This window comes from Bradyrhizobium sp. CCBAU 51745 (assembly GCF_028128715.1).
Classification (GTDB): domain Bacteria; phylum Pseudomonadota; class Alphaproteobacteria; order Rhizobiales; family Xanthobacteraceae; genus Bradyrhizobium; species Bradyrhizobium manausense.
In genome coordinates this window covers 20924-44026 of sequence record NZ_LBJP01000070.1, presented here as the reverse complement: position 1 = coordinate 44026, position 23103 = coordinate 20924, and the positions used below count along the sequence as shown (strand labels likewise).

Genomic DNA, 23103 nt, shown 5'->3' with positions numbered 1-23103 from the left:
CGTGGCAGGGCCTATGCATGGGAGGCGGTGGTATATAACAGGACCGGAGCATAACTAAAGCCCGACAGCGGATGCCTTAAGCTCTTGGCTCAGCCACGCGAATTTGGCAGAAGGACCGCTGATTTCCCTACAGGATTTTTCGTAATGACAGAACCGGTGGCGACTGAGGTTGGGCGCGATTTCATTCGTGACATCATCCAGGCCGACCTCGATCAGGCCAAGTACAAGGAGATCGTGACCCGGTTCCCGCCGGAGCCGAACGGTTACCTGCATATCGGCCACGCCAAGTCGATCGCGCTCAATTTCGGCATCGCCCAGGAGTTTCCGGGCCGCTGCCATCTGCGCTTCGACGACACCAATCCGGTCAAGGAAGAGCAGGAATATATCGATTCCATCCAGGCCGACGTGCACTGGCTCGGCTACGACTGGGGCAAGAACCTGTTCTACGCCTCGGATTATTTCGACCGCCTGTATGAATGGGCGGAGAAGCTGATCCGCGACGGGCTCGCCTATGTCGACGACCAGTCCCAGGAGGAGATCCGCCTCTCGCGCGGCACGTTGACCGAACCCGGCAAGAACTCGCCGTTCCGCGACCGCAGCGTGGAGGAGAACCTCGACCTGTTCCGCCGCATGAAGGCTGGCGAATTCCCCAACGGCGCGCGCGTGCTGCGGGCCAAGATCGACATGTCCTCGGGCAACATCAATCTGCGCGATCCCGTGCTCTACCGCATCCTGCATGCGCATCATCCGCGCACCGGGACCAAATGGTGCATCTATCCGAGCTACGACTATGCCCATGGCCAGTCGGACGCGATTGAAGGCATTACGCACTCGATCTGCACGCTGGAGTTCGAGGATCACCGGCCGCTCTACGACTGGTTCATCGAAAAGCTGCCGGTGCCGTCCAAGCCGCACCAGTACGAAATGGCGCGGCTCAATCTGACCTACACGCTGCTGTCGAAGCGCGTGCTGACCCAGCTCGTCCGCGACGGCCATGTCGCCGGCTGGGACGATCCACGCATGCCGACCATGGCGGGGATGCGCCGCCGCGGCGTGCCGCCGGCGGCCTTGCGCGAATTCGTCAAGCGGATCGGCGTCGCCAAGGCCAACAGCGTGGTCGATGTCGGCATGCTCGAATTCTGCATCCGCGAGGAGCTGAACCGCACGGCGCAGCGCCGCATGGCAGTCTTGAAGCCGCTCAAGATCGTGATCGAGAACTATCCGGAAGGGCAGACCGAGGAGCTCGAGGCGATCAACCATCCGGATGATCCCTCGGCAGGGACGCGGAAGATCACGTTCGGCCGCGAGCTCTATATCGAGCAGGACGACTTCATGGAGAACCCGCCGAAGAAGTTCTTCCGCCTCTCGCCCGGCAACGAGGTGCGGCTGCGCTACGCCTATTTCGTCAAGTGCACCGGTGTGATCAAGAACGACAAGGGCGAGGTGGTGGAACTGCGCTGCACCTACGATCCCGCGACCAAGGGCGGCAACGCGCCTGACGGCCGCAAGGTCAAGGCGACCATGCACTGGCTGCCGGCGGCCAATTCAGTGCCGGCGGAAATCCGCATCTACAACCAGCTGTTCGCCAATCCGAGCCCTGACGCCTCGAATTTCGCGGCCGATCTCAATCCGAACTCGCTGGAGATCCTCAGCGATGCCCGGGTCGAGGCCTCGGTTGCCGCGAGCAATTCGAGCGAGCCGATGCAATTCGAGCGCCAGGGCTATTTCGTGCGCGACAAGGACTCCACGCCCGGCAAGCCGGTGTTTTCACGCACCATCGGCCTGCGCGATACGTTCGCGAAGGAAGTGGCCAAGGGCTGACAAACGAATGAGCGGTGAGGCCGATGCCATCGTTTCCGCCACCATTGCGAAATGGTGCGCCGGCTTCGCAACGCTCGATGCGGTCGCGCTCTCATCGCTCTATTCGAAGAACGCCTTTTTCTTCGGCTCCAATCCGAAACTCTATCGGGGCAGGGATGGCGTTGCCGAATACTTCAACGGCCTGCCGCGCTGGCGCGAGCCGGGCGCGGCATTTTCCGACGTGCAGGCGGCGCAGGCCGGTCCTGACCTCATCAACATGGGCGCAACCATCACGTTCAACTTTGCCGGTGAACGCTCTGATCTCGTCGTCAAGATGAGCTGGGTCATCATCCGCGAGGACGGCGACTGGAAGATCGTCAATCACCACGCCTCGGCAAAGGCGCCGTTGATCTGACGCACGGCATCGTCATTCCGGCGATGGAAACGAACGTGCTGTCGCCGCGTTGAGGCGGATCCATCCATCGGAGGATCCCGCCATGCAAAACATCGTAGAGCATATGGAAGTCATCGGCGCCGACGGCGTCCATGTCGGCACGGTCGACAAGGTCGAGGGCAACCGCATCAAGCTGACCAAGAAGGACAGCGGTGAGGGCAGCCACCGGGGTCACCACCATTTCATCGACAAGGGCCTCGTCGCCGGTGTCGAGGGCAACAAGGTCCGGCTGTCGGCCAAGGCGGACGTCGCCGTGACGATGGAAGAGGAAAAGTAGGGGCGCGGCCCTTGCGTTCTCGATCCGTACCGCTATTCGGCGGCCTGCACGTTCCGGTAGCCTCTGCGTCGGTCTAATATCGCAGGGGTTGTCAAGGGAATGGCGGAGCCGGGCCGGCCGCAGCGTCTGTCGCAAGGCATTGCCGGGACGCCGATCGCAGGAACTTGGCCAACGGGCCGGGCCGCGTCGGCCGGCGGGTTCGTGCCGGCCGGGTCGGGCGTCTGGCCCGCGGTCGTCGGGCAGCTGCGCGAATGGGCCAAGGCCGAGGCTGGTGCGGGTCGGCTGTTTCCTTGGGTGCCCGTCGCCTTCGGCTGCGGCATCGCGCTCTATTTTGCCGCCGACCATGAGCCGATGCTGTGGGTCACGATGGCGATGGCGACCGCGCTCATGGCTGGCGCCGTCCTGTTGCGGCGAAGCCGCCTGTTTGCGCCCGCAATCATGATCGCGGCGGTTGCGGCCGGCTTTGCCGCGGCGACGTGGAAGACGGCACGCATCGCCCATACCGTGCTCGCAAAGCCGCTTTATTCCGTGTCGCTGTCGGGCTTCGTCGAGACCCGCGACATCCGTGAGCGTACCGACCGTTTCGTGCTGCGTGTCACGGCGATGGAGGCACAGCGCAGCGACGTGAAGCTCGAGCGTGTCCGCCTCTCCGTGCGCAAGGGGACGGCGCCCGATGTCGGCAGCTTCGTGCAGCTGAAGGCGCGGCTGATGCCGCCGCTGTCGCCATTGCGTCCGGGCAGCTACGATTTCTCGCGCGACATGTTCTTCCAGGGCATCGGCGCCTCCGGTTTTGCGATGGGGGCGATCACGACTGTGACGCCGGCCGTGTCGGGCGGATTGCAGCTGCGCTATGCCGCGATCATGCAGGGCTTGCGCGATGCGATCGACGCGCGCATCCGCGCCACGCTCGACGGCGATAACCGCGCCATCGCGACCGCGCTCCTCACCGGCCGCCGCGATGCGATTACGACGCCGGTCAACGACGCCATGTTCATCTCGGGGCTCGGTCACGTCCTCTCGATTTCGGGCTATCACATGGCCGTCGTCGCGGGGGTCGTCTTCTTCGCGGTCCGCGCGCTGCTCGCGCTCGTCCCGGGACTGGCAGCGGGCGTTCCCATCAAGAAATGGTCGGCCGCCGCCGCCTTGGTTGCGTCAGCGTTCTATCTGCTGCTCTCGGGCGCCGAAGTCGCGACGCAGAGATCGTTCTTCATGACCGCGGTGGTGCTGATCGCTGTCATCGTCGATCGCCGCGCGATCACGTTTCGCACCCTGGCCGTGGCGGCGCTGATCGTGCTCGCGGCCGCGCCGGAAGCGCTGGTGCATCCAAGCTTTCAAATGTCGTTCGCGGCGACGCTCGGGCTCGTCGCCATGGTGCAGATCGGCATGCCGAGCCTGCTGGCCTCGCCCGATCATTCGGCGACCGCGCGCATCGCGCTGTGGGGAGGCCGCGAGATCGCGATGCTGTTCATGGCCTCGATGATCGCGGGACTTGCGACCACGCCTTACGCCGCCTTCCATTTCCACCGTGTGACGCCTTATGGCGTGCTCGCCAATCTCGGCGCGATGCCGGTGGTCTCGGCGTTGGTGATGCCGGCCGGGCTGCTCGGATTGCTCGCGGCTCCGTTCGGGCTGGACGGCGTGTTCTGGTGGCTGATGGGAATCGGCATCGACTGGATGATCTTGGTCACGCGCTGGGTGGCGGCATTGCCCGGCGCGGTCGGCCACGTCGGCGCCTTCGGCACGGTGCCGCTGATCGCTGCGAGCCTCGGCCTGATCCTGATGGGTCTTTTGCGCACGCCGCTGCGCTGGTCGGGAGCATTCGTGCTGGTGGCGGCGACCGTCTGGAGTCTTTCCGTCCGGCAACCCGATATTCTGATTGCCGGTGACGGTCAGAACGTCGCGGTGCGCGCCAGGGACGGGCAGCTGCACCTGATCAGGGCGAAGAAGGACAATTTCCTGCTGAAGGAGTGGCTTGCAGCGGACGCTGATTCGCGCGATGCGGCGAGCACCTCGCTCGGCGACGGCGTGTCGTGCGACGATGCCGGCTGCGTGACGCCGCTTGCCGACGGCCGCATGGTCGCGCTGGCGCTCCGCATCGACGCGCTGGCTGATGATTGCGGTCGCGCGGCCCTGGTGGTGACGGCAAAGCCTGCGCCGCCGGATTGCACCGGGATGGTGATCGATCGGCCGCGTCTGGCGAGCCAGGGCGCGCTGGCGCTGACACGTCGCGGCGATGGCTTTGCCATTGCGGCGGCGAGGGCGAGAGGCGCAAACCGCCCCTGGTCGCCGGCGGCGGCCGGCGATGGAGATTTCGAAGGGACCCTCATGCCGCGGTCCGCAGCTCCGCGCGCCAAGGACGCAACACCGTCCGAGGCCGACCTTCAGGCCGAGGATTGAGGCATGATCCGGACAAGCGCGGAGCGGTTCTCCGGCGCGACAAACGCGAAAACGCGTTTGCGCGGAGATCATGCCCAATTTTGGCCGGTTCAACCGATCGGCAGGCCCGGAGGTGTCGGCTGTCTGTCGGCGACAACTTGCGGCTTGTGCTCGCGCTCACCGAGCGGCTGGGTCACCGGCAGTTGCAGCACGGTTGCGCGCTGGCCTTCGACGAGCTGGGTCACCAGCACGTATTTGCCATCGGGGAATTCGATCGCGTCGTGATGACGATCGGGAATGTGCGGATCGACCTTGCCGAACTTGCCGACGCGCGAATTGATGGTGCGCGTCCAGATCCACCTGTTGTCGTAGCGGACGTTGTCGGCGAAGGCGAGCTCCGTTCCCGGCAGCAGGCAGACCGCGACCGACATGTCGGCTTCGGAGGCGAAGCCGCGCGTCGAGGTGCCGCGGAAGGTTGTCGTGACGATCGTCTCGCCGACCTCTGCGGGACGCGTCGCGACGGCATGCAAGCTATAGTCACACATCGGGTGCTCCTCATCAGCGATAGAGCACCCGCGCCTCTTCTGAGGCGCAGGCCTCTATCAGAGTGGAAGCCTGCGATCATATGCCATGTTGGGGGCAAATCTGCGGCTTGAGTCTGCAGGCTGCCATCACAATTTCTTTTTCAGACATCCGAGGAACAAAGACTGCTTCCGTGCATTCCGAGAGCTTCTTCGTTAGCGCCCAGCCGGTGCCGACCAACCCGAATAAGGCCAGGCCGGCTGCGCCTGTTGCCCGACGGCGTTGCGGGCACTGCGGAATTGTTCGTTCGTCGCCTGTGGCGCCCTGCGAACGTGATGCTGCGGCTGCGCAGCGAAGGTTTGCGACGCTGATATTGCGATCAGCGCGATCGCGACGGTGCTCAGAATAATCTTGCGCATGGCGGTCTCCTCGGTCTCGCAAGGCCTGCGAAGCGATGCGTGCTTCGTCATGGCGTGCCGGGGATGTAGCGCGGGAGAGGTGGCCGGATAATCAGTGCAAAACCAGAAAAACCAACCAGCCGGAGCGGACAATCGTCCGCTCCGATCTTGAGGGCGTGCTTGCCAGGTGGCGACGTGCGCCGCGTTCAGTATTTGCGGTACAGCCCGATCAGCTTGCCCTGGATCTTGACCCGGTTGGGCGGCAGGATCCGGACCTCGTAGGCGGCGTTTGCCGGCTCGAGCGCGATCGAGGCGCCGCGGCGGCGGAAACGCTTGAGCGTGGCTTCCTCGTCGTCGATCAGGGCCACCACGATATCGCCGGTGTCGCAGCTCTCGTTGCGCTGGATCAGCGCCATGTCGCCATCGAGAATGCCGGCATCGACCATGGAATCACCGCGGACTTCGAGCGCGTAGTGCTCGCCCGCGCCGAGCATGTCGGGCGGGACGCTGATGGTGTGGCTGCGCGTCTGCAAGGCCTCGATCGGCGTACCGGCCGCGATCCGGCCCATCACGGGAACTGCGACAGGGCGTTCGCCCTCATCGACGGGCGGGCTCGACATCGTGTGCACCTTGCCGAGATTGCCCTCGATGACGCTCGGCGTGAAGCCGCGACGGCTGCCGGCAGCCGCCTGGAGTTCAGGCAGCTTGATCACTTCGATGGCGCGGGCCCGGTTGGGCAGGCGGCGGATGAAGCCGCGCTCCTCGAGCGCAGTGATCAGGCGATGGATGCCCGACTTGGAGCGCAGGTCGAGCGCATCCTTCATCTCGTCGAAGGAGGGCGGCACGCCGCTTTCCTTCAATCGCTCGCTGATGAACCGCAGGAGCTCGTATTGTTTGCGCGTTAACATCTCGACCAAAATCCCCCTGACGATGTCGCTCGATTCCCAGACGCTGAATTCAGCAGTAAGCCGCTACATGCTCGAAACAAATCATGAACGGACACTATATGTTCGATACATGTTCCGCAACTGCTTAATTTACCGTGAACGCGACAAAGTTCGCGGGACGGTTGCGTCGGCGCGCTCACTCCGGCAGTCGCAACACCTCGCAAGGCGTGCCGGAAGCGGCCCTCGGTGCGAACGGCGCGCGCACGAGAAGTGCCTGTGCCGCAGCGAGATTCGCCAACAGTGAGGAATCCTGGTGGTTGACGGGAAGAGCGACGAGCGTGCCGTCGTCCCGCGTCTCCAGACGCGCACGCAGATAATCCTCGCGCTGGTCATTGGCCCCGAGGTCGCGACCGAGCACGGCGCGTTCGCGGCGATGATGAATCATTGAGCGGCCCGACAGCGCGCGAATCAGCGGCACCAGAAACAGGAAGCCGCAGACGTAGGATGACACGGGATTGCCGGGCAGGCCGATGACGCGCATCGGCCCGAGCTGCCCGTTCATCATCGGCTTGCCCGGCCGCATCGCGATCTTCCAGAACGCCATCGAGATACCTTCGTGCCGAAGCGCCTGCTGCACCAGATCGTGGTCACCGACAGACGCTCCGCCGGTCGTGATCAGGATGTCGGCGCCGGATTCGCGGGCGCGGCGGATGCCCGAGGTGGTGGCGGCAAGCGTGTCGGCGGCGACGCCGAGATCGATGGTGTCGGCACCCTCGCTGCGGGCGAGGGCGTGCAGGGCGTAGCCATTGGAATAGACGATCTGGCCGGGGCCGGGTGTCGAGCCCGGCATCACAAGCTCGTCGCCGGTTGCGAGAATCGCGACCTTAGGACGGCGATGAACGCTCAGCTGCGGATGGTTCATGCCCGCGGCGAGCGCAAGGTCCCGATCGGTCAGCCGTGCGCCCTTGCGCAGGAGCACGTCGCCCTCGCGGAAGTCGATCCCGGCGGGGCGAATGTGCCGCCCGGTGAGGGCAGCTTCCTTGATCGTGATGCGCTTGCCGTCCGCGATGGTGTCCTCCTGGATCACGACCGCATCGGCGCCGGCGGGAACGACGCCGCCGGTGAAGATCCGGACAGCTTCGCCGGCACCGACCGTTCCTGCAAATGGGCGGCCGGCTGCAACCTCGCCGACCACCGTGAGCTGCGCATCAACCTTCGCAGCATCAGCCGCGCGAACGGCATAACCATCCATCGCTGACATCGCCTCGGGCGGCTGCGTCCGGCGCGCCGCGACGTCCCGCGCGAGCACGCGATGGAAGGCCTGATCCAGAGCGATCATTTCCTCAGCCAAAGGCTCCGCACCGGCGAGCACGGCGGCAAGCGCATCGGAAACCGGCATCAGGGCCACGGCGAACTCCCGCAACGAGATCAAGGACTCGGTCGGGCAAGGTTCTAGCCGAGCGGGAGGGCCGACGCAAAAAGGGCTATACTGCTGCGAAGCTTACGCTTCGGGCACTAGGGCTCATGTCCAGCATGATCCGGGCAGACCGGTCCGACGGGGGCAGAACTGTGGGCAGCGTCACGACCGCGTTATGGGATTTCCCCTTGCCGCGTTTTCCACTTCAGCGACGTCGGGCGCCTTGGGGCCCTGATCCCGGTCGGGCATCGGATCTGCCTGAGATTTCAGATCGGCCGCTTTGCTCATCAGCTTGGCAGAAAGCTCGGCGTCCGAAGTGGTCTTGGCGAATTTGACCAGCAGGGAGGCCTGCTTGGTGAGGTATGTTTTGCCCAACACGCGATATGTCCGTCCATGGAAGTCCCAGCGGACTCAAGAGTCCGGAAGGGGGCATTCCGTTCCCGGAACTCCGTACAAAAATGCACAAAGAGCTTTGGTTCCTCGTTTTCGGGCGAAATTGTTCCGGAAATTGCCGCCCGATCAGATCCCCAGCGCCTTCAGCGCGACGCCGACGTCGTGGTGTGAGGTCACATGGACCGCGGTGAGGCCGCGGGCGCGCGCGCCTTCGATGTTCTCGGCGAGGTCATCGAAGAACACGATCCGGCTCGCCGGTACGCCCATCGCGGCCACGACGTGGTCGAACGCTTCCGCATCCGGTTTGCGCAGGCCGATGCTGGAGGACAGGTACAACTCGCGGAAATGGCCGAGCAGGTCGGCATATTCTCTGGAAAAATAGTCGACGTGCGGGCGGTTGGTGTTGGAGAAGGCGTAGACCGGCATCTGCTTTGCCGCGCGCGACAGCAGCTCGGCGATGCCAGGCATCTCGCCCGCGAAAATCGCGTTCCACCCCTCGAGGAACTGGACATTCGAAATGGAGATTCCGAGCGAGGAGCGCAGCGAGGCAAAATAGTCTTCATCGCTGATCTTGCCGACCTCGTGCAGGCGGTAGGCCTCGTCGCGCACATAGCGGGCGACGATGGCTTCGGGCTCGCAGCCGGCATGTCCCGCCCAGCAGGCGATCGCCTTGGAGAAATCGATGTCGAGCACGACGCGCCCGAGATCGAACAGAAGCGCATCTGCGCTGCCGGGAGAGAGCGAGGTCATTGCATCCTTTCGGGTCAGTATCGGTAGGGCTCGTGGTCGAATAGCGGGAACGCGCTGAACACGCTCGGTACATTGGTTGCGGTGGCCGGGTGCAGGCAGGACTTGTCGACCTCGGCGAAGGAGGTGGCACCGAGCAGGCCGAGGCAGCGCAGCACCTCGTCCTCCAGCAGTTCCAGCATCCGCGTTACGCCGGTCTCGCCGGCTGCGGCCAGCGCCCAGCATTGCAGCCGGCCGATGCCGACGAGGTCGGCGCCCGCCGCGATCGCCTTGACGATGTCCGTGCCGCGGCAGAAGCCGCCATCGACCATGATCTTGGCGCGGCCTTTCACGGCGTCGACGATCTCGGGCAGCACATGCATGGCGCCGCGGCCGTGATCGAGCTGGCGGCCGCCATGGTTGGAGACGTAGATCCATTCGACGCCGTGATCGAGCGCGATCAGGGCATCCTCGGCGGTGGCGATGCCCTTGAGGATCAGGGGGATCTTGAATTTGTCCTTGATCATCTTCACGGTCCGCCACTCCAGCCCCTTCTGGTAGTCGCCGCCGGTGGCGCGCAGACGGCTCTCGCGAACATAGCGCTTGGCGATGTCGCGTTCGCGACGGCTGTAATGGGCGGTGTCGACGGTCAGGCAGAAGGCGGCATAATTGGCCTTCTGCGCCCGGCTGACGACGTCCGCGACGAACGCGTCATCGCCACGGACGTAGAGCTGGTACAGGCGCAGCGCATCGGGCGCGGCCTCGGCGGTCTTTTCCAGACCGGGCTCGGACACGGAGCTGAGCATGTGCGATGCGCCGAAAGTACCGGCGGCGCGCGCGACGCTGGCTGCGCCAAGGGGATCGAAGATCTCCAGCGCGCCGACGGGGGCGAGCACCACAGGCAGTCGCATCTTGCGGCCGAACTGCTCGACCGAGCCGCTGACCTTGCGCACGTCGCGCAGCACGCGGGGGCGGAACGCGATCTCGTCCAGCGCCATGCGGTTGCGGCGCATCGTGGTCTCTGTCTCGGCCGCGCCGACGATGTAGTCCCAGGCGTTCTGGTTGAGATTGGAACGCGCCTTCCGGATGAATTCGTGCAGGTTCTGGAACGGCTCGTTGCTGGCGCCGAGTTCGACGTTCCGTTCCGGCCGGAGTGCTTCGTTCATTGTTATCCTCCCGAGAATTTGAAGCAATTGTGCCATCGCCTATCCCGTCCGGCGCTCCAAGACCATCCTAAAATGGCATAGCTGCGAGGCGCCGTCCGGTCGACTGATTCCCGCTGGAAACGGGGGCCGATCTTGCGAACGTTGCCAAATGTTTAGGCTTAGGCGAAGGGATTTTTACCGCGTACCCGCCGGCGTGGCAGGCCGGCCTTGAAGAAACCAGAATGATATTGTGAGAACCGGGCTGGATCGCCACTTGCATGGCGGCTGCCCAGCCTCAATAGAACCGCTCAGCGAAAAGGCCACCCATTCCATGCGGAAAACCCTGCTCTTCCCCCTGGGCGCGCTCACCGGAGCGTGCCTGACCCTCCTCGTATCAGGTCCGCAGGGCGGACTATGGGCGGCTCGGGCGGCGGCAGGCGCGGATGATGCATATTCCCAGCTCAACCTGTTCGGGGAAGTTTTCGAGCGGGTGAAGGCGAGCTACGTCGAGAAACCCGACAATGCCAAGCTGATCGAAGGCGCCATCACGGGCATGGTGACCTCGCTCGATCCGCATTCCCGCTACATGAACGACAAGGCCTGGACCGAGATGCAGGAGACCACCTCCGGCGAGTTCGGCGGCCTCGGCATCGAGGTCACGATGGAAGAGGGCCTGGTCAAGGTCGTTTCCCCGATCGACGATACGCCGGCGTCCAAGGCCGGCATCATGTCCGGCGACCTCATCAGCAAGATCGACGGCGAAAACGTGCAGGGCATGACGCTCGAGCAGGCCGTCAACAAGATGAAGGGGCCGGTCGACACCAAGACCAAGCTGACCATCGTGCGCAAGGGCGCCGATGCTCCGCTCGATGTCGCGATCACGCGCGAGATCATCCATGTCCGCCCGGTCCGCTTCCACGTGGAGAACGGGGACATCGGCTACATCCGCGTCACCTCGTTCAACGAGCAGACCACCGACGGCCTGAAGAAGGCGATCGCCTCGATCTCCAAGGACGTCCCGCAAGACAAGCTCATTGGCTATGTGATGGATCTGCGCAACAACCCAGGCGGCCTGCTCGACCAGGCGGTGTCGGTATCGAGCGCGTTCCTGCAGCGCGGCGAGGTCGTCTCGACCCGCGGACGCAATCCGGAAGAAACCCAGCGCTTCACTGCGCATGGCGGCGACCTCACCAAGGGCAAGCCGCTCGTTATTCTGGTCAATGGCGGCTCGGCTTCGGCGTCGGAAATCGTGGCGGGCGCGCTGCATGATCACAAGCGTGCTACGATCATCGGCACGCGCTCGTTCGGCAAGGGCTCGGTGCAGACCATCATTCCGCTCGGCACCGGCAATGGCGCGCTGGCATTGACCACCGCGCGCTACTACACGCCGTCGGGCCGCTCGATCCAGGCTCAGGGCATCGCGCCCGATATCGAGATCCTCCAGGACGTCCCGGCCGAGCTGAAGGGCCGCGTCGACACCATCGCCGAATCGCAGATGCGCGGCCATCTGCAGGCCGCCGACGGCACCGAGCAGACGGGCTCGCAGTCCTATGTCCCGCCGGAAGAGAAGGACGACAAGGCGCTGCACGCGGCCTATGACTTCCTGCACGGCGTCACGGTGAATGCGGCTGCCGCGAAACCGGCGCCGAAGACGACGGTGCCGAACTAGAGCGAGAAGCCGACGGATACAGCGCCCGGGTGCGGATGAACCGCTCCCGGGCGAATTCGTCTTGGGCGCTGTCGTCAAGTCCGGGCAACTCAACGTCTCGGCCGCAGGCTTGACCAGAGTCGCTGCGTCGGGCTTCCGCCGTAGCGACAACGAGGACACACTGTTTCCCCGTTGCGTTGCCTGGGAGATGTGATCCCGCGTCTTGCGCGCGGCGGGATCACCGTCCGATCGTCATTGCTCCTTCTTCGGGCCCATGTGATGCGGGACCTCGGTCTTTGGTCCGCCGCCGTAATGATGGCTGCCGCCAGACCCGGTGGTCGGTCCGCCATCGCTGTCCTTCTTGCCCATGTGGTGCAGGACCTCGGTCTTCGGCCCGCCCGTGTAGTGGTGGCCGTTCTTCTCATCGGTGGTGCTCGTCTGCGCCACGGCGGGCAGCGCGACGAACGACATGATCGCTGCAGCAGCGATCAGCTTGCGGTGGCTCATTCTGGTTTCTCCTGTTTGATCTTGTCGAGTTGGTGTCATCAAGTCCCGATGGCTTGACTGAGAGGCAACCAAACCCGGAGTGAGAACGTCGAAGTTGAGCAAGATCAATCGTCGGCGTGCACGCTTGCGAGCGCCGACGCGTGGATCGTCGAATTGCGGCGGGCGACGCAAAGCATCGATCTTCTTACAGAAAAAATTTTGCATCGATTGCGTGAATTCGATGGCTTCTTGTCATGCCGTCGACTACCTGCGGCGCCGTCGAGAGACTTCGCCCGAGGATGACGCCGTCGATCGAAATCACTCGAGGACGACAGACGCTTCAATTGATTACATGCCTGCGCGACAAAAAGATTTGGCCGGCGCGTCGTTCGAGTTTGATGTCTGTCAAAGGAGCATCAACGACGCGACCTAGCGTGCCGGCGCGAATGAGCGGCGGAAGCATCGCGGTTGCGATTGCGATCCGCAGCACATCGCACGGAAATGGGAAGACACCGTTGATTGACGATACGATCCAGGTGCCCGGTCGGCCCTTGCGAGTTGCGTTTCTCTTGCATCGTCGGCTCTGGGAGACGATCACGATCAGATCCGTGCTGGCCAGGCCCCGACGCGACGTTCGGCTGGATTTGTTTCGCGGCCTGGCAAACTGGCTGATCTTCCTGGGACACGTTCCGGATTCGGCGCTCGTCTGGCTTACGACACGGAATTACGGCTTCAGCGATGGCGCCGATCTGTTCGTGCTGATCTCCGGCTACACGGCGACGTTCGTGTTCGGGTCGATGATGATGGAGCGTGGCTTCGTTATCGGAGCAACCCGGCTGCTGCGGCGGGTATGGCAGCTCTATGTCGCCCACCTGCTGCTGTTCTTCGTCTATCTCACCGCCGTGCACTATCTCGCGCACAGCTTCGATGACCTTCACCTGATGGATCAGTTCAACGTCGCGCCGTTGATGACCTTTCCCGTCGAAACGCTGTCCCAGGGGCTGATCCTCAAGTTCAAGCCGCTCAATCTCGACGTCCTGCCGCTCTATATCGTTTTGATGGCAGCGTTTCCGGCCGTGCTCTGGCTCATGCTGCGATGGCGCAACGCGGTGATGATCGGTTCGCTGGGCCTCTATCTGGCCGCCCGCCATTACGGCTGGAATTTGCCGTCCTATCCGGCGGGAGTCTGGTATTTCAATCCGTTCGCCTGGCAGCTGCTCTTCGTATTCGGCGCCTGGCTCGCATTGGGAGGCGCCGCGGCAAGCCGGTGGCTATTGTCGTCCCGCACGCTGCTCGTCGCGAGCTGCGGCTTCCTGCTCTTTGCGTTTGCGATGACGCTGGCCGAACGAATCCCCTCGCTGCGGGATTACGTTCCGGAAGGGCTCACCGCCATCTTCATTCCGAACGACAAGACCAATCTTGGCCCGTATCGCGTGATCCATCTGGCGAGCCTCGTGCTCATCGTCGTCTCGCTCGTTCCAAGCGATTGGCCCGGCCTGAAGTCGCCCTTCCTCCAACCGCTGATCCGATGCGGCCAGCAATCGCTGTCCGTGTTCTGCGTTGGCCTCTTCCTGTCGTTCGTCGCGCATTTCGTGATCGAGACCGGGGCGGAGGGAATATGGGCCCAGCTCGTGGTCGGCGCTGCGGGGCTCTGGGTCATGACGATCGTCGCCTACTACCGGACGTGGTCGAAGGATGTCGACAGAAGCCGTTCGTCCGGTGAGGAGGGGGCGAATGATAACCGCTGAAAGTCTGCACGCACCAACGCGTAAGAGCCGCGGGCACTTCGCGTCTATATGGCCTGACCCGCACATCGCTGTCTCATCGCCGACGTCGGCGAGCAGATAACCAGCCGAATCGAACCTGGAGAATGACCATGAATCGTCCGAGAAATCTTGTCGTGAGCGCCGCCGCCTTGGCTGTCTTCGTGCTGGGGCCGATTGGGCCGTCGTCCGCAATCGCCGCAGCTGATCTGAACCGGATCGCGATGATGGATGACGACAAGATGTCAAAGACTCCCGACCCGTCGCTATCCGGCAGCAACACCAATATGGGCCAACCGGCAGGCCAGCCGCAGAACATGGGTGGCGGCCGGATGAACGACGACAAGATGAAGATGCCGCCACAGGGCCAGATGCGGGACTGTCAGGGCGCTGGCTGCGAGGACAAATCCAGCACGATGCCGATGATGCCGATGATGGAAAAGATGATGCGCGGCCAGATGAGTTCGTCCGGCAGCGGCAGTGCAATCAGTGGCCCGGCTGACGTGACCGAGCGGCTCGAAGGGCGGATCGCATTTCTGAAGGCGGAGCTGCAGATCAGCGACGGGCAGGCTGCCGACTGGAATAACGTTGCAGATGCCTTGCGTGCGAGCCGGCGGCATTTGCTGGAAGCGCGCAAGATGCTCGCAATGGACGAGGGGCTTGGTAGCGCCGACCGTCTGGAGCACTACGAGCGGCACTTGTCCGAGCGTCTGGACGCAATCAAATCGGCGCGTCTGGCCTTCACGCGTCTCTATGCGTCGCTGAACCAGAGCCAGAAACAGACCGCAGACACGATCCTGCTGCCCCTGATCGCGTCATTCTGAACACTGCGGCGAGGGCAGGATCATGTTTGGTGGGCCGCTTCGATGTCGATCCGGCGTGGCTGCGCTCGTCGTCCTGACGAGCCAGCTCGTCGGGAATGCCGTGCTCGCCTCGGACCTGGCAGGGCAGTTCTTTCAGCGCAAGGAGCTGGCCCAGGCAGAGAGCGATCACGCGGCGCATCATCCAGCACCGTCCGGCGGCGCCGGCGAGGACGCGCCGCCGGACGGTTCAGCAGGCTTGAGCGGTCGCGATGCTGTTCGCGTTCCGACCGGCAGGGCCGCCTCCGGGATGATGGGCGGAATGGACGACATGATGGGGCGGCCGCGCAAGGAGTTTTATCCGGCGTTGATGGACATGCCGGCGCTGTCGGCCGAGCAACGCAATAATCTGGAGGCTCAGGCGCGCGAGCGGATCGGCGCGGAGGCCGATCGCCTGGCGGGAGCCGGAACGGACCTGCGGCATGCCATCGCCGGGGGCGATCTCGTTGCCGCCGATCAGGCGTCGCGGCGGCTTCGCGTGTTCCTTAACGCGGTCCAGAGTGGCGTGATCGTGCTGCGATCACTTCAGGAGGGCAAGCCACCGCAGCAAATCGCGCAGGCCTGGTTCAAGTCGCAGATGAATCTCCTGCCTGAGCGAAGCGCCATGGATGCCGATGATGGGGCCGCGAGGGTCTCCTGGTTTCACGTCTCGACCATGGCGCTGCTGGTGCTGTTCTCGCTCGCGATGCTGGCCATCTATGTCGCGCGCATGCGCCGGGCGAATGCGCTGGTGGAGCGGCTGACTCGCGCAGCAGTCGCTCCGGCTGCTGCCGCAGCACCCCCCGCGGCCGCGACATCAGTTAGTCAGCCGGGCAGGGCTGAACCGACACCTTCTCAGGGGAGGGATCGCGATCCTCCGCGGGTCGAAGCGAACCGCTCCTGGAAAGGCAAGCTGAGGATCTGTGCGATCTATCAGGAGACGCCGAACGTCAAGACCTTCCGTCTGCAAGCGCCGGGCGGCGGCGCGATCCCATTTGCATTCCTGCCCGGGCAGTTCCTGACCTACGCCATCGAGATCGACGGAAAGACCATCAGGCGCTCCTATACGATCGCGTCGTCCGCTGCCCAGACTGCCTACGTCGAGACCACGATCAAGCGCGAAGATGGCGGGCTTCTTTCCGACTACATGCATGACCACGTGAAGGAGGGTGACCTCCTTGAGGTCGCAGGCCCTTCCGGCGCCTTTACGTTCACGGGCACGGAAGCCGACAGCGTTGTCCTGATCGGAGGCGGCGTCGGCATCACGCCGCTGATGGCGGCGATCCGGTACCTCTCTGACATCGCGTGGCCGGGCCAGATCTATCTCGTCTATGGCGCGCAGACGACCGAGCAGTTCATCTTCCGGGACGAGCTCGAACATCTCCAGCGCAGGATGAACAATTTGCACGTTGCGGCCACCATGGTGCGGGCCGCCGGCACGTCATGGATGGGAAACGAAGGGCAGATCACAGCTGCTTTCCTGACGCAGGCCGTGCCCGATCTGGTCAAACGGCGTGTTCACCTGTGTGGTCCGCCCGGAATGATGGACGCGCTCAGGAAGACGCTGATCGGACTCGGCCTGCCACGCGAGCAGATCAAGACGGAGGCTTTTGGGCCCGCCCGCGGAGCCGTTCCGCCCCCCGGCAAGGCCGTCGTCGAAGCGCCGACGCCGGAAGGTGAGGCGCGTCATCAATTGGCCGCGGCGATCGGGCCCGCGACGGCCACCATTCGTTTTGCGAGATCGGACAAGGTGGCGGCGCTGCCCCCCGACAAGAGTGTCCTTGAAGTGGCCGAGAGCGCCGGCGTGTCGATTGATTATTCGTGCAGGGCCGGGGTCTGTGGTGTCTGCAAGACGCACCTGCTGCAAGGTAACGTCACGATGGAGGTCCAGGACGCCTTGACCGCCGATGACAAGGCGAACGGCCTCATCCTGGCCTGCCAGGCGAAATCGGTCGGAGATCTGGTCGTCGAGGCCTGACAAGATGAACCGGAGAGAGCGTCTGATCGCGGATATCGTTCTGGCGGCCCTGTTGCTGTTGGTGCCGGCTTTCCTGCTTCACTCTGACGGCAGGTTCGCTGGAAGCCTCGCGGGCTTTGTCCTCGGGGCCGGTGCGGCCGTGCTGATGGTTCTCCTTCTTGTCTATCCGATGACGAAATACAGCCTGGGTCTGAAGACGCTGGTCACGCGATGCGTGTCGATGCCAACGCTCCTGGCATTTCACGCCTATGCCGGAATCGTCGCGGCGTTCTTCGCGCTTCTGCATACCGGACACAAATTCCAGAGCCCGCTTGGGATCGCCCTGGTGACCAGCATGCTGATCGTCGTCGTCACCGGATTTGTCGGGCGCTACTACCTGCCGCAAACGGCAACGGAGCTTCGCCGGCAGCAGTCGGATCTGGCGACCTTGAGGTCGGCTTATGAGCACACTGCTGCGGCTCTGTCGTCGCCCGATCGGATGGCGCATGAGGAGGTCGCCATGCCTGCACCGGCGCTTCGAAACGTGCCGTTGCTGCAGCTCGTCGATAGCATTTCCGACTTCGAAGCAGCGATCGGATCGAGCGAAACGGTCAAGAAGATCTTCATGCCGTGGATCGGGCTGCACGTCGTGGCCGCGATCGTGATGTATGCGCTGCTCGCGGTGCATGTGGCAGCCGAGGTCTATTACGGGCTGCGGTGGCTGGCGTGACGATCAGGGGCGCGCTCTACGTCGTGGTCGCGACGCTGGCCCTCGCAAGCGCGGCGGTCACGTCGATTGCTCTGTATCGGGGCAGCTCCGAAGTCGTCCCGGGCTGGACAAGGTTCGTGATGCCCGGGCCGCTCTCGGGGAAGCACGCATTTCTGTCCGACAGATGCGAGAGCTGCCACACGCCGACCAAGGGCGTTGATGCTGCGGCCTGCATCGCCTGTCATGCGCCGTCTGCGGGCGATCTCGGCAAGCAGTCGACGGCGTTTCATGCTGCGGCGGCCGGTCAATGTTCCGGCTGCCATCGTGAGCACATTGGCGGGCCGCGGCCGATCAGGATGGATCACGCTTCACTGCTGCAAGTTGCGATGCCTCCCGCTGGCGGGAACTTGTTTGACAGGACGGCCGATCGATTGGCGGAGGACTTGAAGGAGTTTCTCGGCCTGCCAAAGTCCGAGAGGCGGGAAAAGGCAGAGCTCGATTGCGCCAACTGCCACAGCAACCGGCAACCGCACCGCGAGCTGTTTGGACGGCAATGCTCGAATTGCCATGGTCTCGCGTTTTGGACAATCGTCGGTTTCCTGCATCCTTCGCCAACGTCGAAGGACTGCGCCCAATGTCATCAGGCGCCGCCGAGCCACTACATGGGTCACTTCGCGATGATGGATCGGGTGATCGCCGGACAGGAGCATGCATCGGTCGATCAATGCTTTCTGTGTCACCGGACCGACTCGTTCAACGACATCAAAGGTGTCGGCTGGATGAAGCATCACTGACCGGGGGCGTGCGACGCAGATGGGTGCCCTATATTACGGGAGCGGACGAAAAAATCAGGACGTTCGTTTTCGCACGGTATCCGGCGGCCGCGCCGGACCCCAAATTCCCGCACGTGCAATTCGTCTATCGCAGCTCTCGCATTGTCTAATCTGTGTGTGCCGTTTTCTATTGGCCGTCACTGCAACCGGGGCTATATGTTTCCCGGTCGTGATAGCAGGTGCGGAGATGATTGGCTTGCGAAAGCCAAGGCGAAGATGGTGGGGATGGCTTGTCGCCGTCGCTTACCTGTTCGCATCGATGACGCCGTCTCTTGCGATTTCGATCCCCCTCGACTCAATGATGCAGTATGAGTACCAGGCCGATCAGCCTGCGGATTCGCACGGGCATGACGACGCGGTCGGATCGGCGGTTCATTCGCATGACATTGCGATGGCCGGGGATTGTGATGACGACCAGGATCGACCCTGCGACCGGCATGCGAGCTGCTGCGGCTCGGTCCTCTGCTTCACCGCCGTGTCGCCTCAGGCGCCCGGGATTGGGGAGTTCGTCGTGCCGCGCTCGCGTTGCGAAGCCCAGCCCGACGTGATCGGCGACGAAGGCACGTTCCGTCGCCACTATCGGCCTCCCATCACCTGAAATAGTTCCCGGCGACCAGGCTGACTCGCTCCAGGTTGGAGCGCGGGCCGACACATCGGCAATGGGCGCGATGCCCAGGCGGATGACGGCGACGCGCGCCAAGACCTCGCGCAGCGAGCGACATGATCGGTCCTGGTGGCGCCCGCGCGCGCTGCGCGTCGAGCAGAAGAATGCCCGCATCGCGATCGTCGGCTCAGGTCATCCCCTGTGCGCCGCTGTAGCGGCGAGCCCTCGCGACCTGTGCTCGGACGGCTGCCGCACTAGCGAACGGAGCGTGTCCGATTGACGCGTTCCCGATCAAGCCAAGCGATCTACCGAACGTCATGCAAGGACTGTGGTCATGAAATCGCCGAACGAGAGCCGACCGGCGCGGAGAGCCGGCTCCTTGGAAGCGCAGGAGAGCGTTGTTCGTACTGCTCTCGTCAGCAGTTACGATCGCCTCCGCAGCTATCTGCAGCGACGCTTTGGCGGGAGGGCGGAAGCGGAGGAAGTGCTCCAGGCGTTCATGTTGCGCGCACTGGAGCGGTCGGGCGACATTCGTGATGCGGACTCGGTTCGAGGTTGGTTGAGCAGGGTCCTGGCAACGACCATCGCCGACTTTCACCGTCAGAGATTGAAGAGCAGGACGCGGGAGATGCCGTTTCCGCACGAGCTCAACGACCGTCTTGCAGCCGACCAGGATGCTGCGGCGAATACCGTGGTCTGCGAGTGTCTTCATACCCATCTGACCTTGCTGAAGCCCGAGCACGCCGAGGTCATCAGGAGGATAGATCTTGCCGGTGAACCGCGGGAGCTGGTTGCCGCCGATCTGGGCGTGACCGTGAACAATCTGACCGTTCGTCTTCACCGCGCGCGAAATGTCCTGAGGGAGCGTCTCGAGCAGACCTGCGTTGTATGTCTTGAGGAGAGCTTCTGGGAATGCCGCTGCGCCGGCAGCCGAACTCCGCCCTAGCCAACCTCGCGCCGACGGCCTGGTTCGGCCTCGCGCTGGGCGAGCCGGCTGCGATGAAGCGCGAACAGCTCCAGCATCCTGTCGGCCGGTTTGGCGGCGCTGAACAGATAGCCCTGCATCTCGGTACAGCCGAGCGTGCGCAGCAGCCGCTGCTGCTCCTCGGTCTCAACGCCTTCGGCCGTGGTTGCCATACGACGGGCGCTGGCGAGATTGACCACCGCCTGCACGATGCTGGCGGAGCCGTCGGGACCGGCGATGTCGTTGACGAAGCAACGATCGATCTTGATCTTGTCGAACGGGAAGCGGTGCAAATAGCTCAGCGAGGAGTAGCCGGTGCCGAAATCGTCGAGCGCAATGCGCACGCCAATGGCGCGGAGCTGGTGGAGGATCGCCAGCGCGGTGTCATCGTCGCGGATCAGCACGGCCTCGGTGATCTCGAGCTCGAGCCGGCTCGCCGGCAGGCTGGAGGCGGCCAGCGCTGCCACGATCTTCATCGCCAGCGTGCCGCTCTTGAACTGAACCGGCGAGACGTTGACCGCAAGGCGAATGTCGTCGGGCCAGGTGGCCGCCTCACGGCAGGCGGTCGACAGCACCCATTCGCCGATCTCGTTGATCAGCCCGGTATCCTCGGCGATCGGGATGAACTCGGCCGGCGAAACCATGCCGCGCTCGGGGTGGCGCCAGCGCACCAGCGCTTCGCAGCCGGTGATGCGATCGTCCTTCAGGCTGACGCAGGGTTGGTAATAGACCTCGAGGCCGCCTTCGCACCCGCCTTGGGCGATGGCGTGGCGCAGGTCGATCTCCAGCCGGCGCCGCTCGCGCACCCTGGCGTCCATCTCCGGCTCGAAGAAGCGATAGGTGTGACGCCCGGCAGATTTGGCGGCGTACATCGCCATATCAGCGTTCTTCAGGATCTGGTCGAGCGCGTTGCCGTGTCGCGGCGCCAGCGCGATGCCGATGCTGGCGTCGGTGGTGAGGTGATGGCCCATGCAATCGAACGGCGTGCGGATCGCGGCGAAGATCCGGGCAATGAGCTCGTTGACCTGGTCCTGCGAGGTCACCGCGCCCTGCACGATCGCAAACTCGTCGCCACCGAGCCGGGCAACGAAATCGTTTGGGCCGGCGCAGCGACGCAGGCTCTCCGCCACGGACTTCAACAGCTCGTCGCCGACGAGATGGCCGAGCGCGTCGTTGACGCCCTTGAACTCGTCGATGTCGATGCAATGCACGGCGAGCTCTTCGTCGCGGCCGATGGCGGCCAGCGCTTCGCGCAGATGTTCGTGGAATTTGGCGCGGTTGGGCAGGTCGGTCAGCGCGTCGTAGTGGGCGAGGTGGGTGATGCGCTCCTCGGTGCGGCGCCGCTCGGTGATGTCCTCATGGGTCGCGACCCAGCCGCCGTCGGCGAGAGGCTCGTTGACGATCTGGATCGAGCGGCCATCGCTGGTGTCGACCACCATGGAATTGCGCACGTGGATGTCGCCCAGCACGCGCGCGGTATACTGGTCGACATCGCCCGTAAAGGAGCCCGTCTCCTTGCGGTGCGCGATGATGTCGCGGAAACTGTAGCCGGGTCTGACGATGTCGGGCGACAAGCCGTACATCTCGATGTAGCGCTGATTGCAGATCACGAGCCGCCGCTCGGCGTCGAACAGCAAAAGGCCCTGGGTCATGTTGTTGACGGCGCGATCGAGACGCTGCTTCTCCAGTGTCAACCGTTCCCGGGACATGCGGTGCTGCTCCAGCAGCTTGCGCACGATCGCGGTCAACACGCCCGCGATCGCAAGCGCGGACGCGCCGGCGACCGAAATCAGGATTCCGATCTGTTCCCGCCAGTCGGCCAGCGCTGCCGCGCGCGTTGTCGTCGCCATCATCAGGATCGGGAAGTGGGGGAGGGTGCGCGCCGAGGCCAGCCGGTCCTCGCCGTCGATCGGGCTCACCATCCGCCCCGCGAAATGGTCTTGCGTGAAGATCCTTTGCTGCTCGAACGAGCCGTTCCTGAAATTGCGTCCCATCATGTCGCTCGATTGGGGAAAGCGGGCAAGCAGTGTGCCGTCCCGATGCAGCATCGAGATCGTGGCGCTATCGCCGAGCATGAGGGTTTCGAAGAACTTCTCGAAATTAGCCGGCTCGATGCCGCGTCCGACGGCACCCATGAACTCGCCGTGTGGCCCCATGATCCTGCGCAAGATCAGGATGGTCCAGGCGCCGGAGATGCGGCTGTGAACCGGTTCGATCAGCACGTCGGGCGCCTGCGGATCGTACCGGAACGTGCGGTAATAGGCGCGGTCGGCAACGTTGACCTTCGGAGCCGGCCATGCCGTCGAGGAATTGATCACATTGCCGTCGGCGTCGATGATGTTGACGCCGCCCATGTACGGCAGCGCCTCGATCTTCGAGCGCAGCATCCGGTGCACGTCCTCGCCGGAGAGGCGCTTGCGGAAGTCGTCCGCGGTCAGGATTCCGCTGAGGCGGACGTGGTCGACGAAATCCTTTTGGATGACCACGAAATCCTGCAATTGCTGATCGAAATGATGGGCGAGCAGCAGCGCGGTGTTTTCCAGTTCGCGACTGGAGTTGCGCAGCGCGCGCTCGCGGAAATTCTGCGCCATCAATACCGCGCCGACGGCGATCGCCGCGATGAGCAATGTGCCGCCCACCACGAGCCAGCGGATCGGTCCGCTGCGCACGAAGGCCTGGTCGAAGAGGCGGCTGCCGTATCTTGTCATCATGTCGATCGCTGCCGTCCACACACGTCAGGGTGGCTACTTGATCCCCATGACATCCGTCGGTTTACGGGATCGATGTGGAGGCGACGTTAGGAATCGCGGTTAACGCGACATAAACGGATGCGCACAAATGCAATCGATACCCACGGCGCCGGTCTCGCACTTGCTGTCATCACGTTCGTGAGCGGCCTGGGCAG

22 protein-coding genes are annotated in these 23103 nt (G+C 63.9%); 13 read left to right on the top strand and 9 right to left on the bottom strand.

The features are described 5' to 3' along the window. Positions 1-144: 144 nt before the first annotated feature. From XH98_RS17270 to XH98_RS17255, 4 genes are all read left to right on the top strand, one after another. Positions 145-1821: a glutamine--tRNA ligase/YqeY domain fusion protein gene (locus tag XH98_RS17270; protein WP_271601077.1), complete on the top strand. Its 1677-nt coding sequence runs from the start codon at positions 145-147 to the stop codon at positions 1819-1821. A gap of 7 nt (positions 1822-1828) precedes the next feature. Further along, on the top strand, positions 1829-2215 hold the full coding sequence (locus XH98_RS17265; protein ID WP_271619362.1) for a nuclear transport factor 2 family protein: 387 nt from the start codon (positions 1829-1831) through the stop codon (positions 2213-2215). An 82-nt stretch (positions 2216-2297) separates the two neighbouring features. Beyond that, positions 2298-2531, top strand: coding sequence for a DUF2171 domain-containing protein (locus XH98_RS17260; protein ID WP_271601079.1), 234 nt, complete (start codon positions 2298-2300; stop codon positions 2529-2531). Between the two features lie 99 nt (positions 2532-2630). Continuing rightward, the gene (locus XH98_RS17255) at positions 2631-4928 is read left to right on the top strand and encodes a ComEC/Rec2 family competence protein (RefSeq protein ID WP_271619361.1); all 2298 of its coding nucleotides are present in this window, start codon (positions 2631-2633) and stop codon (positions 4926-4928) included. An 89-nt stretch (positions 4929-5017) separates the two neighbouring features. Here the strand turns inward: XH98_RS17255 and XH98_RS17250 are convergent, their stop codons facing one another. The 7 genes from XH98_RS17250 to XH98_RS17220 all read right to left on the bottom strand — a co-directional run bounded on the left by XH98_RS17250 (position 5018) and on the right by XH98_RS17220 (position 10416). Further along, the gene (locus tag XH98_RS17250; RefSeq protein ID WP_271619360.1) at positions 5018-5452 is read right to left on the bottom strand and encodes a hypothetical protein; all 435 of its coding nucleotides are present in this window, start codon (positions 5450-5452) and stop codon (positions 5018-5020) included. 192 nt (positions 5453-5644) lie between these two features. Beyond that, positions 5645-5848, bottom strand: a complete 204-nt coding sequence (locus XH98_RS17245) for a hypothetical protein (protein ID WP_271619359.1) — start codon at positions 5846-5848, stop codon at positions 5645-5647. Positions 5849-6033: 185 nt separating this feature from the next. After that, positions 6034-6735 (bottom strand): transcriptional repressor LexA, encoded by a 702-nt coding sequence (lexA, locus tag XH98_RS17240; protein ID WP_271619358.1) that lies wholly within the window; start codon positions 6733-6735, stop codon positions 6034-6036. Positions 6736-6910: 175 nt separating this feature from the next. Further along, a complete protein-coding gene (locus XH98_RS17235; protein ID WP_271619357.1) occupies positions 6911-8122 on the bottom strand; it encodes a molybdopterin molybdotransferase MoeA in 1212 nt (403 codons plus the stop codon). A gap of 171 nt (positions 8123-8293) precedes the next feature. Continuing rightward, positions 8294-8509, bottom strand: a complete 216-nt coding sequence (locus XH98_RS17230; RefSeq protein WP_271601111.1) for a hypothetical protein — start codon at positions 8507-8509, stop codon at positions 8294-8296. A gap of 141 nt (positions 8510-8650) precedes the next feature. Beyond that, complete coding sequence (locus tag XH98_RS17225) at positions 8651-9274, bottom strand: HAD family hydrolase (RefSeq protein ID WP_271601112.1); 624 nt, start codon at positions 9272-9274, stop codon at positions 8651-8653. A 14-nt stretch (positions 9275-9288) separates the two neighbouring features. Then, complete coding sequence (locus XH98_RS17220) at positions 9289-10416, bottom strand: alpha-hydroxy acid oxidase (protein ID WP_271601113.1); 1128 nt, start codon at positions 10414-10416, stop codon at positions 9289-9291. A 310-nt stretch (positions 10417-10726) separates the two neighbouring features. Between XH98_RS17220 and XH98_RS17215 the strand changes: the two genes are divergently transcribed. Next, positions 10727-12064 (top strand): S41 family peptidase, encoded by a 1338-nt coding sequence (locus tag XH98_RS17215; protein ID WP_271601114.1) that lies wholly within the window; start codon positions 10727-10729, stop codon positions 12062-12064. Positions 12065-12295: 231 nt separating this feature from the next. Here XH98_RS17215 and XH98_RS17210 read toward each other — a convergent pair whose 3' ends face one another. Further along, on the bottom strand, positions 12296-12550 hold the full coding sequence (locus XH98_RS17210) for a hypothetical protein (protein ID WP_271601115.1): 255 nt from the start codon (positions 12548-12550) through the stop codon (positions 12296-12298). A gap of 494 nt (positions 12551-13044) precedes the next feature. On the opposite strand from XH98_RS17210, the gene XH98_RS17205 reads away from it, so the two are divergent. The 8 genes from XH98_RS17205 to XH98_RS17170 all read left to right on the top strand — a co-directional run bounded on the left by XH98_RS17205 (position 13045) and on the right by XH98_RS17170 (position 20180). Further along, complete coding sequence (locus tag XH98_RS17205) at positions 13045-14277, top strand: OpgC domain-containing protein (protein ID WP_271619356.1); 1233 nt, start codon at positions 13045-13047, stop codon at positions 14275-14277. Positions 14278-14405: 128 nt separating this feature from the next. Next, positions 14406-15116, top strand: coding sequence for a Spy/CpxP family protein refolding chaperone (locus tag XH98_RS17200; RefSeq protein WP_271619355.1), 711 nt, complete (start codon positions 14406-14408; stop codon positions 15114-15116). 22 nt (positions 15117-15138) lie between these two features. Continuing rightward, on the top strand, positions 15139-17109 hold the full coding sequence (locus XH98_RS17195) for a 2Fe-2S iron-sulfur cluster-binding protein (protein WP_271619354.1): 1971 nt from the start codon (positions 15139-15141) through the stop codon (positions 17107-17109). Between the two features lie 4 nt (positions 17110-17113). Further along, a complete protein-coding gene (locus tag XH98_RS17190) occupies positions 17114-17818 on the top strand; it encodes an iron reductase (protein ID WP_271619353.1) in 705 nt (234 codons plus the stop codon). 23 nt (positions 17819-17841) lie between these two features. Next, entirely contained in the window at positions 17842-18591 is a 750-nt protein-coding gene (locus XH98_RS17185; protein ID WP_271619352.1) for a cytochrome c3 family protein, read from the top strand. 298 nt (positions 18592-18889) lie between these two features. Beyond that, positions 18890-19228: a hypothetical protein gene (locus XH98_RS17180; RefSeq protein WP_271619351.1), complete on the top strand. Its 339-nt coding sequence runs from the start codon at positions 18890-18892 to the stop codon at positions 19226-19228. Positions 19229-19310: 82 nt separating this feature from the next. Then, on the top strand, positions 19311-19514 hold the full coding sequence (locus tag XH98_RS17175; RefSeq protein ID WP_271619350.1) for a hypothetical protein: 204 nt from the start codon (positions 19311-19313) through the stop codon (positions 19512-19514). A 99-nt stretch (positions 19515-19613) separates the two neighbouring features. Then, positions 19614-20180 carry an RNA polymerase sigma factor gene (locus XH98_RS17170; protein WP_271601122.1) on the top strand — a complete coding sequence of 189 codons (567 nt, stop codon included), beginning with the start codon at positions 19614-19616 and terminating at the stop codon, positions 20178-20180. Here the strand turns inward: XH98_RS17170 and XH98_RS17165 are convergent. After that, positions 20177-22909 carry a bifunctional diguanylate cyclase/phosphodiesterase gene (locus XH98_RS17165; RefSeq protein WP_271619349.1) on the bottom strand — a complete coding sequence of 911 codons (2733 nt, stop codon included), beginning with the start codon at positions 22907-22909 and terminating at the stop codon, positions 20177-20179. The genes XH98_RS17170 and XH98_RS17165 overlap by 4 nt on opposite strands. Between the last annotated feature and the right edge of the window lie 194 nt (positions 22910-23103).

Excerpts from the sequence above, each read along its gene's own strand:
- XH98_RS17255 (WP_271619361.1), top strand. The coding sequence starts at position 2,631 with ATGGCGGAGCCGGGCCGGCCGCAGCGTCTGTCGCAAGGCATTGCCGGG.
- XH98_RS17265 (WP_271619362.1), top strand. The coding sequence starts at position 1,829 with ATGAGCGGTGAGGCCGATGCCATCGTTTCCGCCACCATTGCGAAATGG.
- XH98_RS17200 (WP_271619355.1), top strand. The coding sequence starts at position 14,406 with ATGAATCGTCCGAGAAATCTTGTCGTGAGCGCCGCCGCCTTGGCTGTC.
- XH98_RS17165 (WP_271619349.1), bottom strand. The coding sequence starts at position 22,909 with ATGATGACAAGATACGGCAGCCGCCTCTTCGACCAGGCCTTCGTGCGC.
- XH98_RS17175 (WP_271619350.1), top strand. The coding sequence starts at position 19,311 with ATGACGGCGACGCGCGCCAAGACCTCGCGCAGCGAGCGACATGATCGG.
- XH98_RS17195 (WP_271619354.1), top strand. The coding sequence starts at position 15,139 with ATGTTTGGTGGGCCGCTTCGATGTCGATCCGGCGTGGCTGCGCTCGTC.
- XH98_RS17245 (WP_271619359.1), bottom strand. The coding sequence starts at position 5,848 with ATGCGCAAGATTATTCTGAGCACCGTCGCGATCGCGCTGATCGCAATA.
- XH98_RS17260 (WP_271601079.1), top strand. The coding sequence starts at position 2,298 with ATGCAAAACATCGTAGAGCATATGGAAGTCATCGGCGCCGACGGCGTC.
- XH98_RS17210 (WP_271601115.1), bottom strand. The coding sequence starts at position 12,550 with ATGAGCCACCGCAAGCTGATCGCTGCTGCAGCGATCATGTCGTTCGTC.
- XH98_RS17225 (WP_271601112.1), bottom strand. The coding sequence starts at position 9,274 with ATGACCTCGCTCTCTCCCGGCAGCGCAGATGCGCTTCTGTTCGATCTC.
- XH98_RS17180 (WP_271619351.1), top strand. The coding sequence starts at position 18,890 with ATGACGCCGTCTCTTGCGATTTCGATCCCCCTCGACTCAATGATGCAG.
- lexA (WP_271619358.1), bottom strand. The coding sequence starts at position 6,735 with ATGTTAACGCGCAAACAATACGAGCTCCTGCGGTTCATCAGCGAGCGA.
- XH98_RS17220 (WP_271601113.1), bottom strand. The coding sequence starts at position 10,416 with ATGAACGAAGCACTCCGGCCGGAACGGAACGTCGAACTCGGCGCCAGC.
- XH98_RS17190 (WP_271619353.1), top strand. The coding sequence starts at position 17,114 with ATGAACCGGAGAGAGCGTCTGATCGCGGATATCGTTCTGGCGGCCCTG.
- XH98_RS17215 (WP_271601114.1), top strand. The coding sequence starts at position 10,727 with ATGCGGAAAACCCTGCTCTTCCCCCTGGGCGCGCTCACCGGAGCGTGC.
- XH98_RS17270 (WP_271601077.1), top strand. The coding sequence starts at position 145 with ATGACAGAACCGGTGGCGACTGAGGTTGGGCGCGATTTCATTCGTGAC.
- XH98_RS17250 (WP_271619360.1), bottom strand. The coding sequence starts at position 5,452 with ATGTGTGACTATAGCTTGCATGCCGTCGCGACGCGTCCCGCAGAGGTC.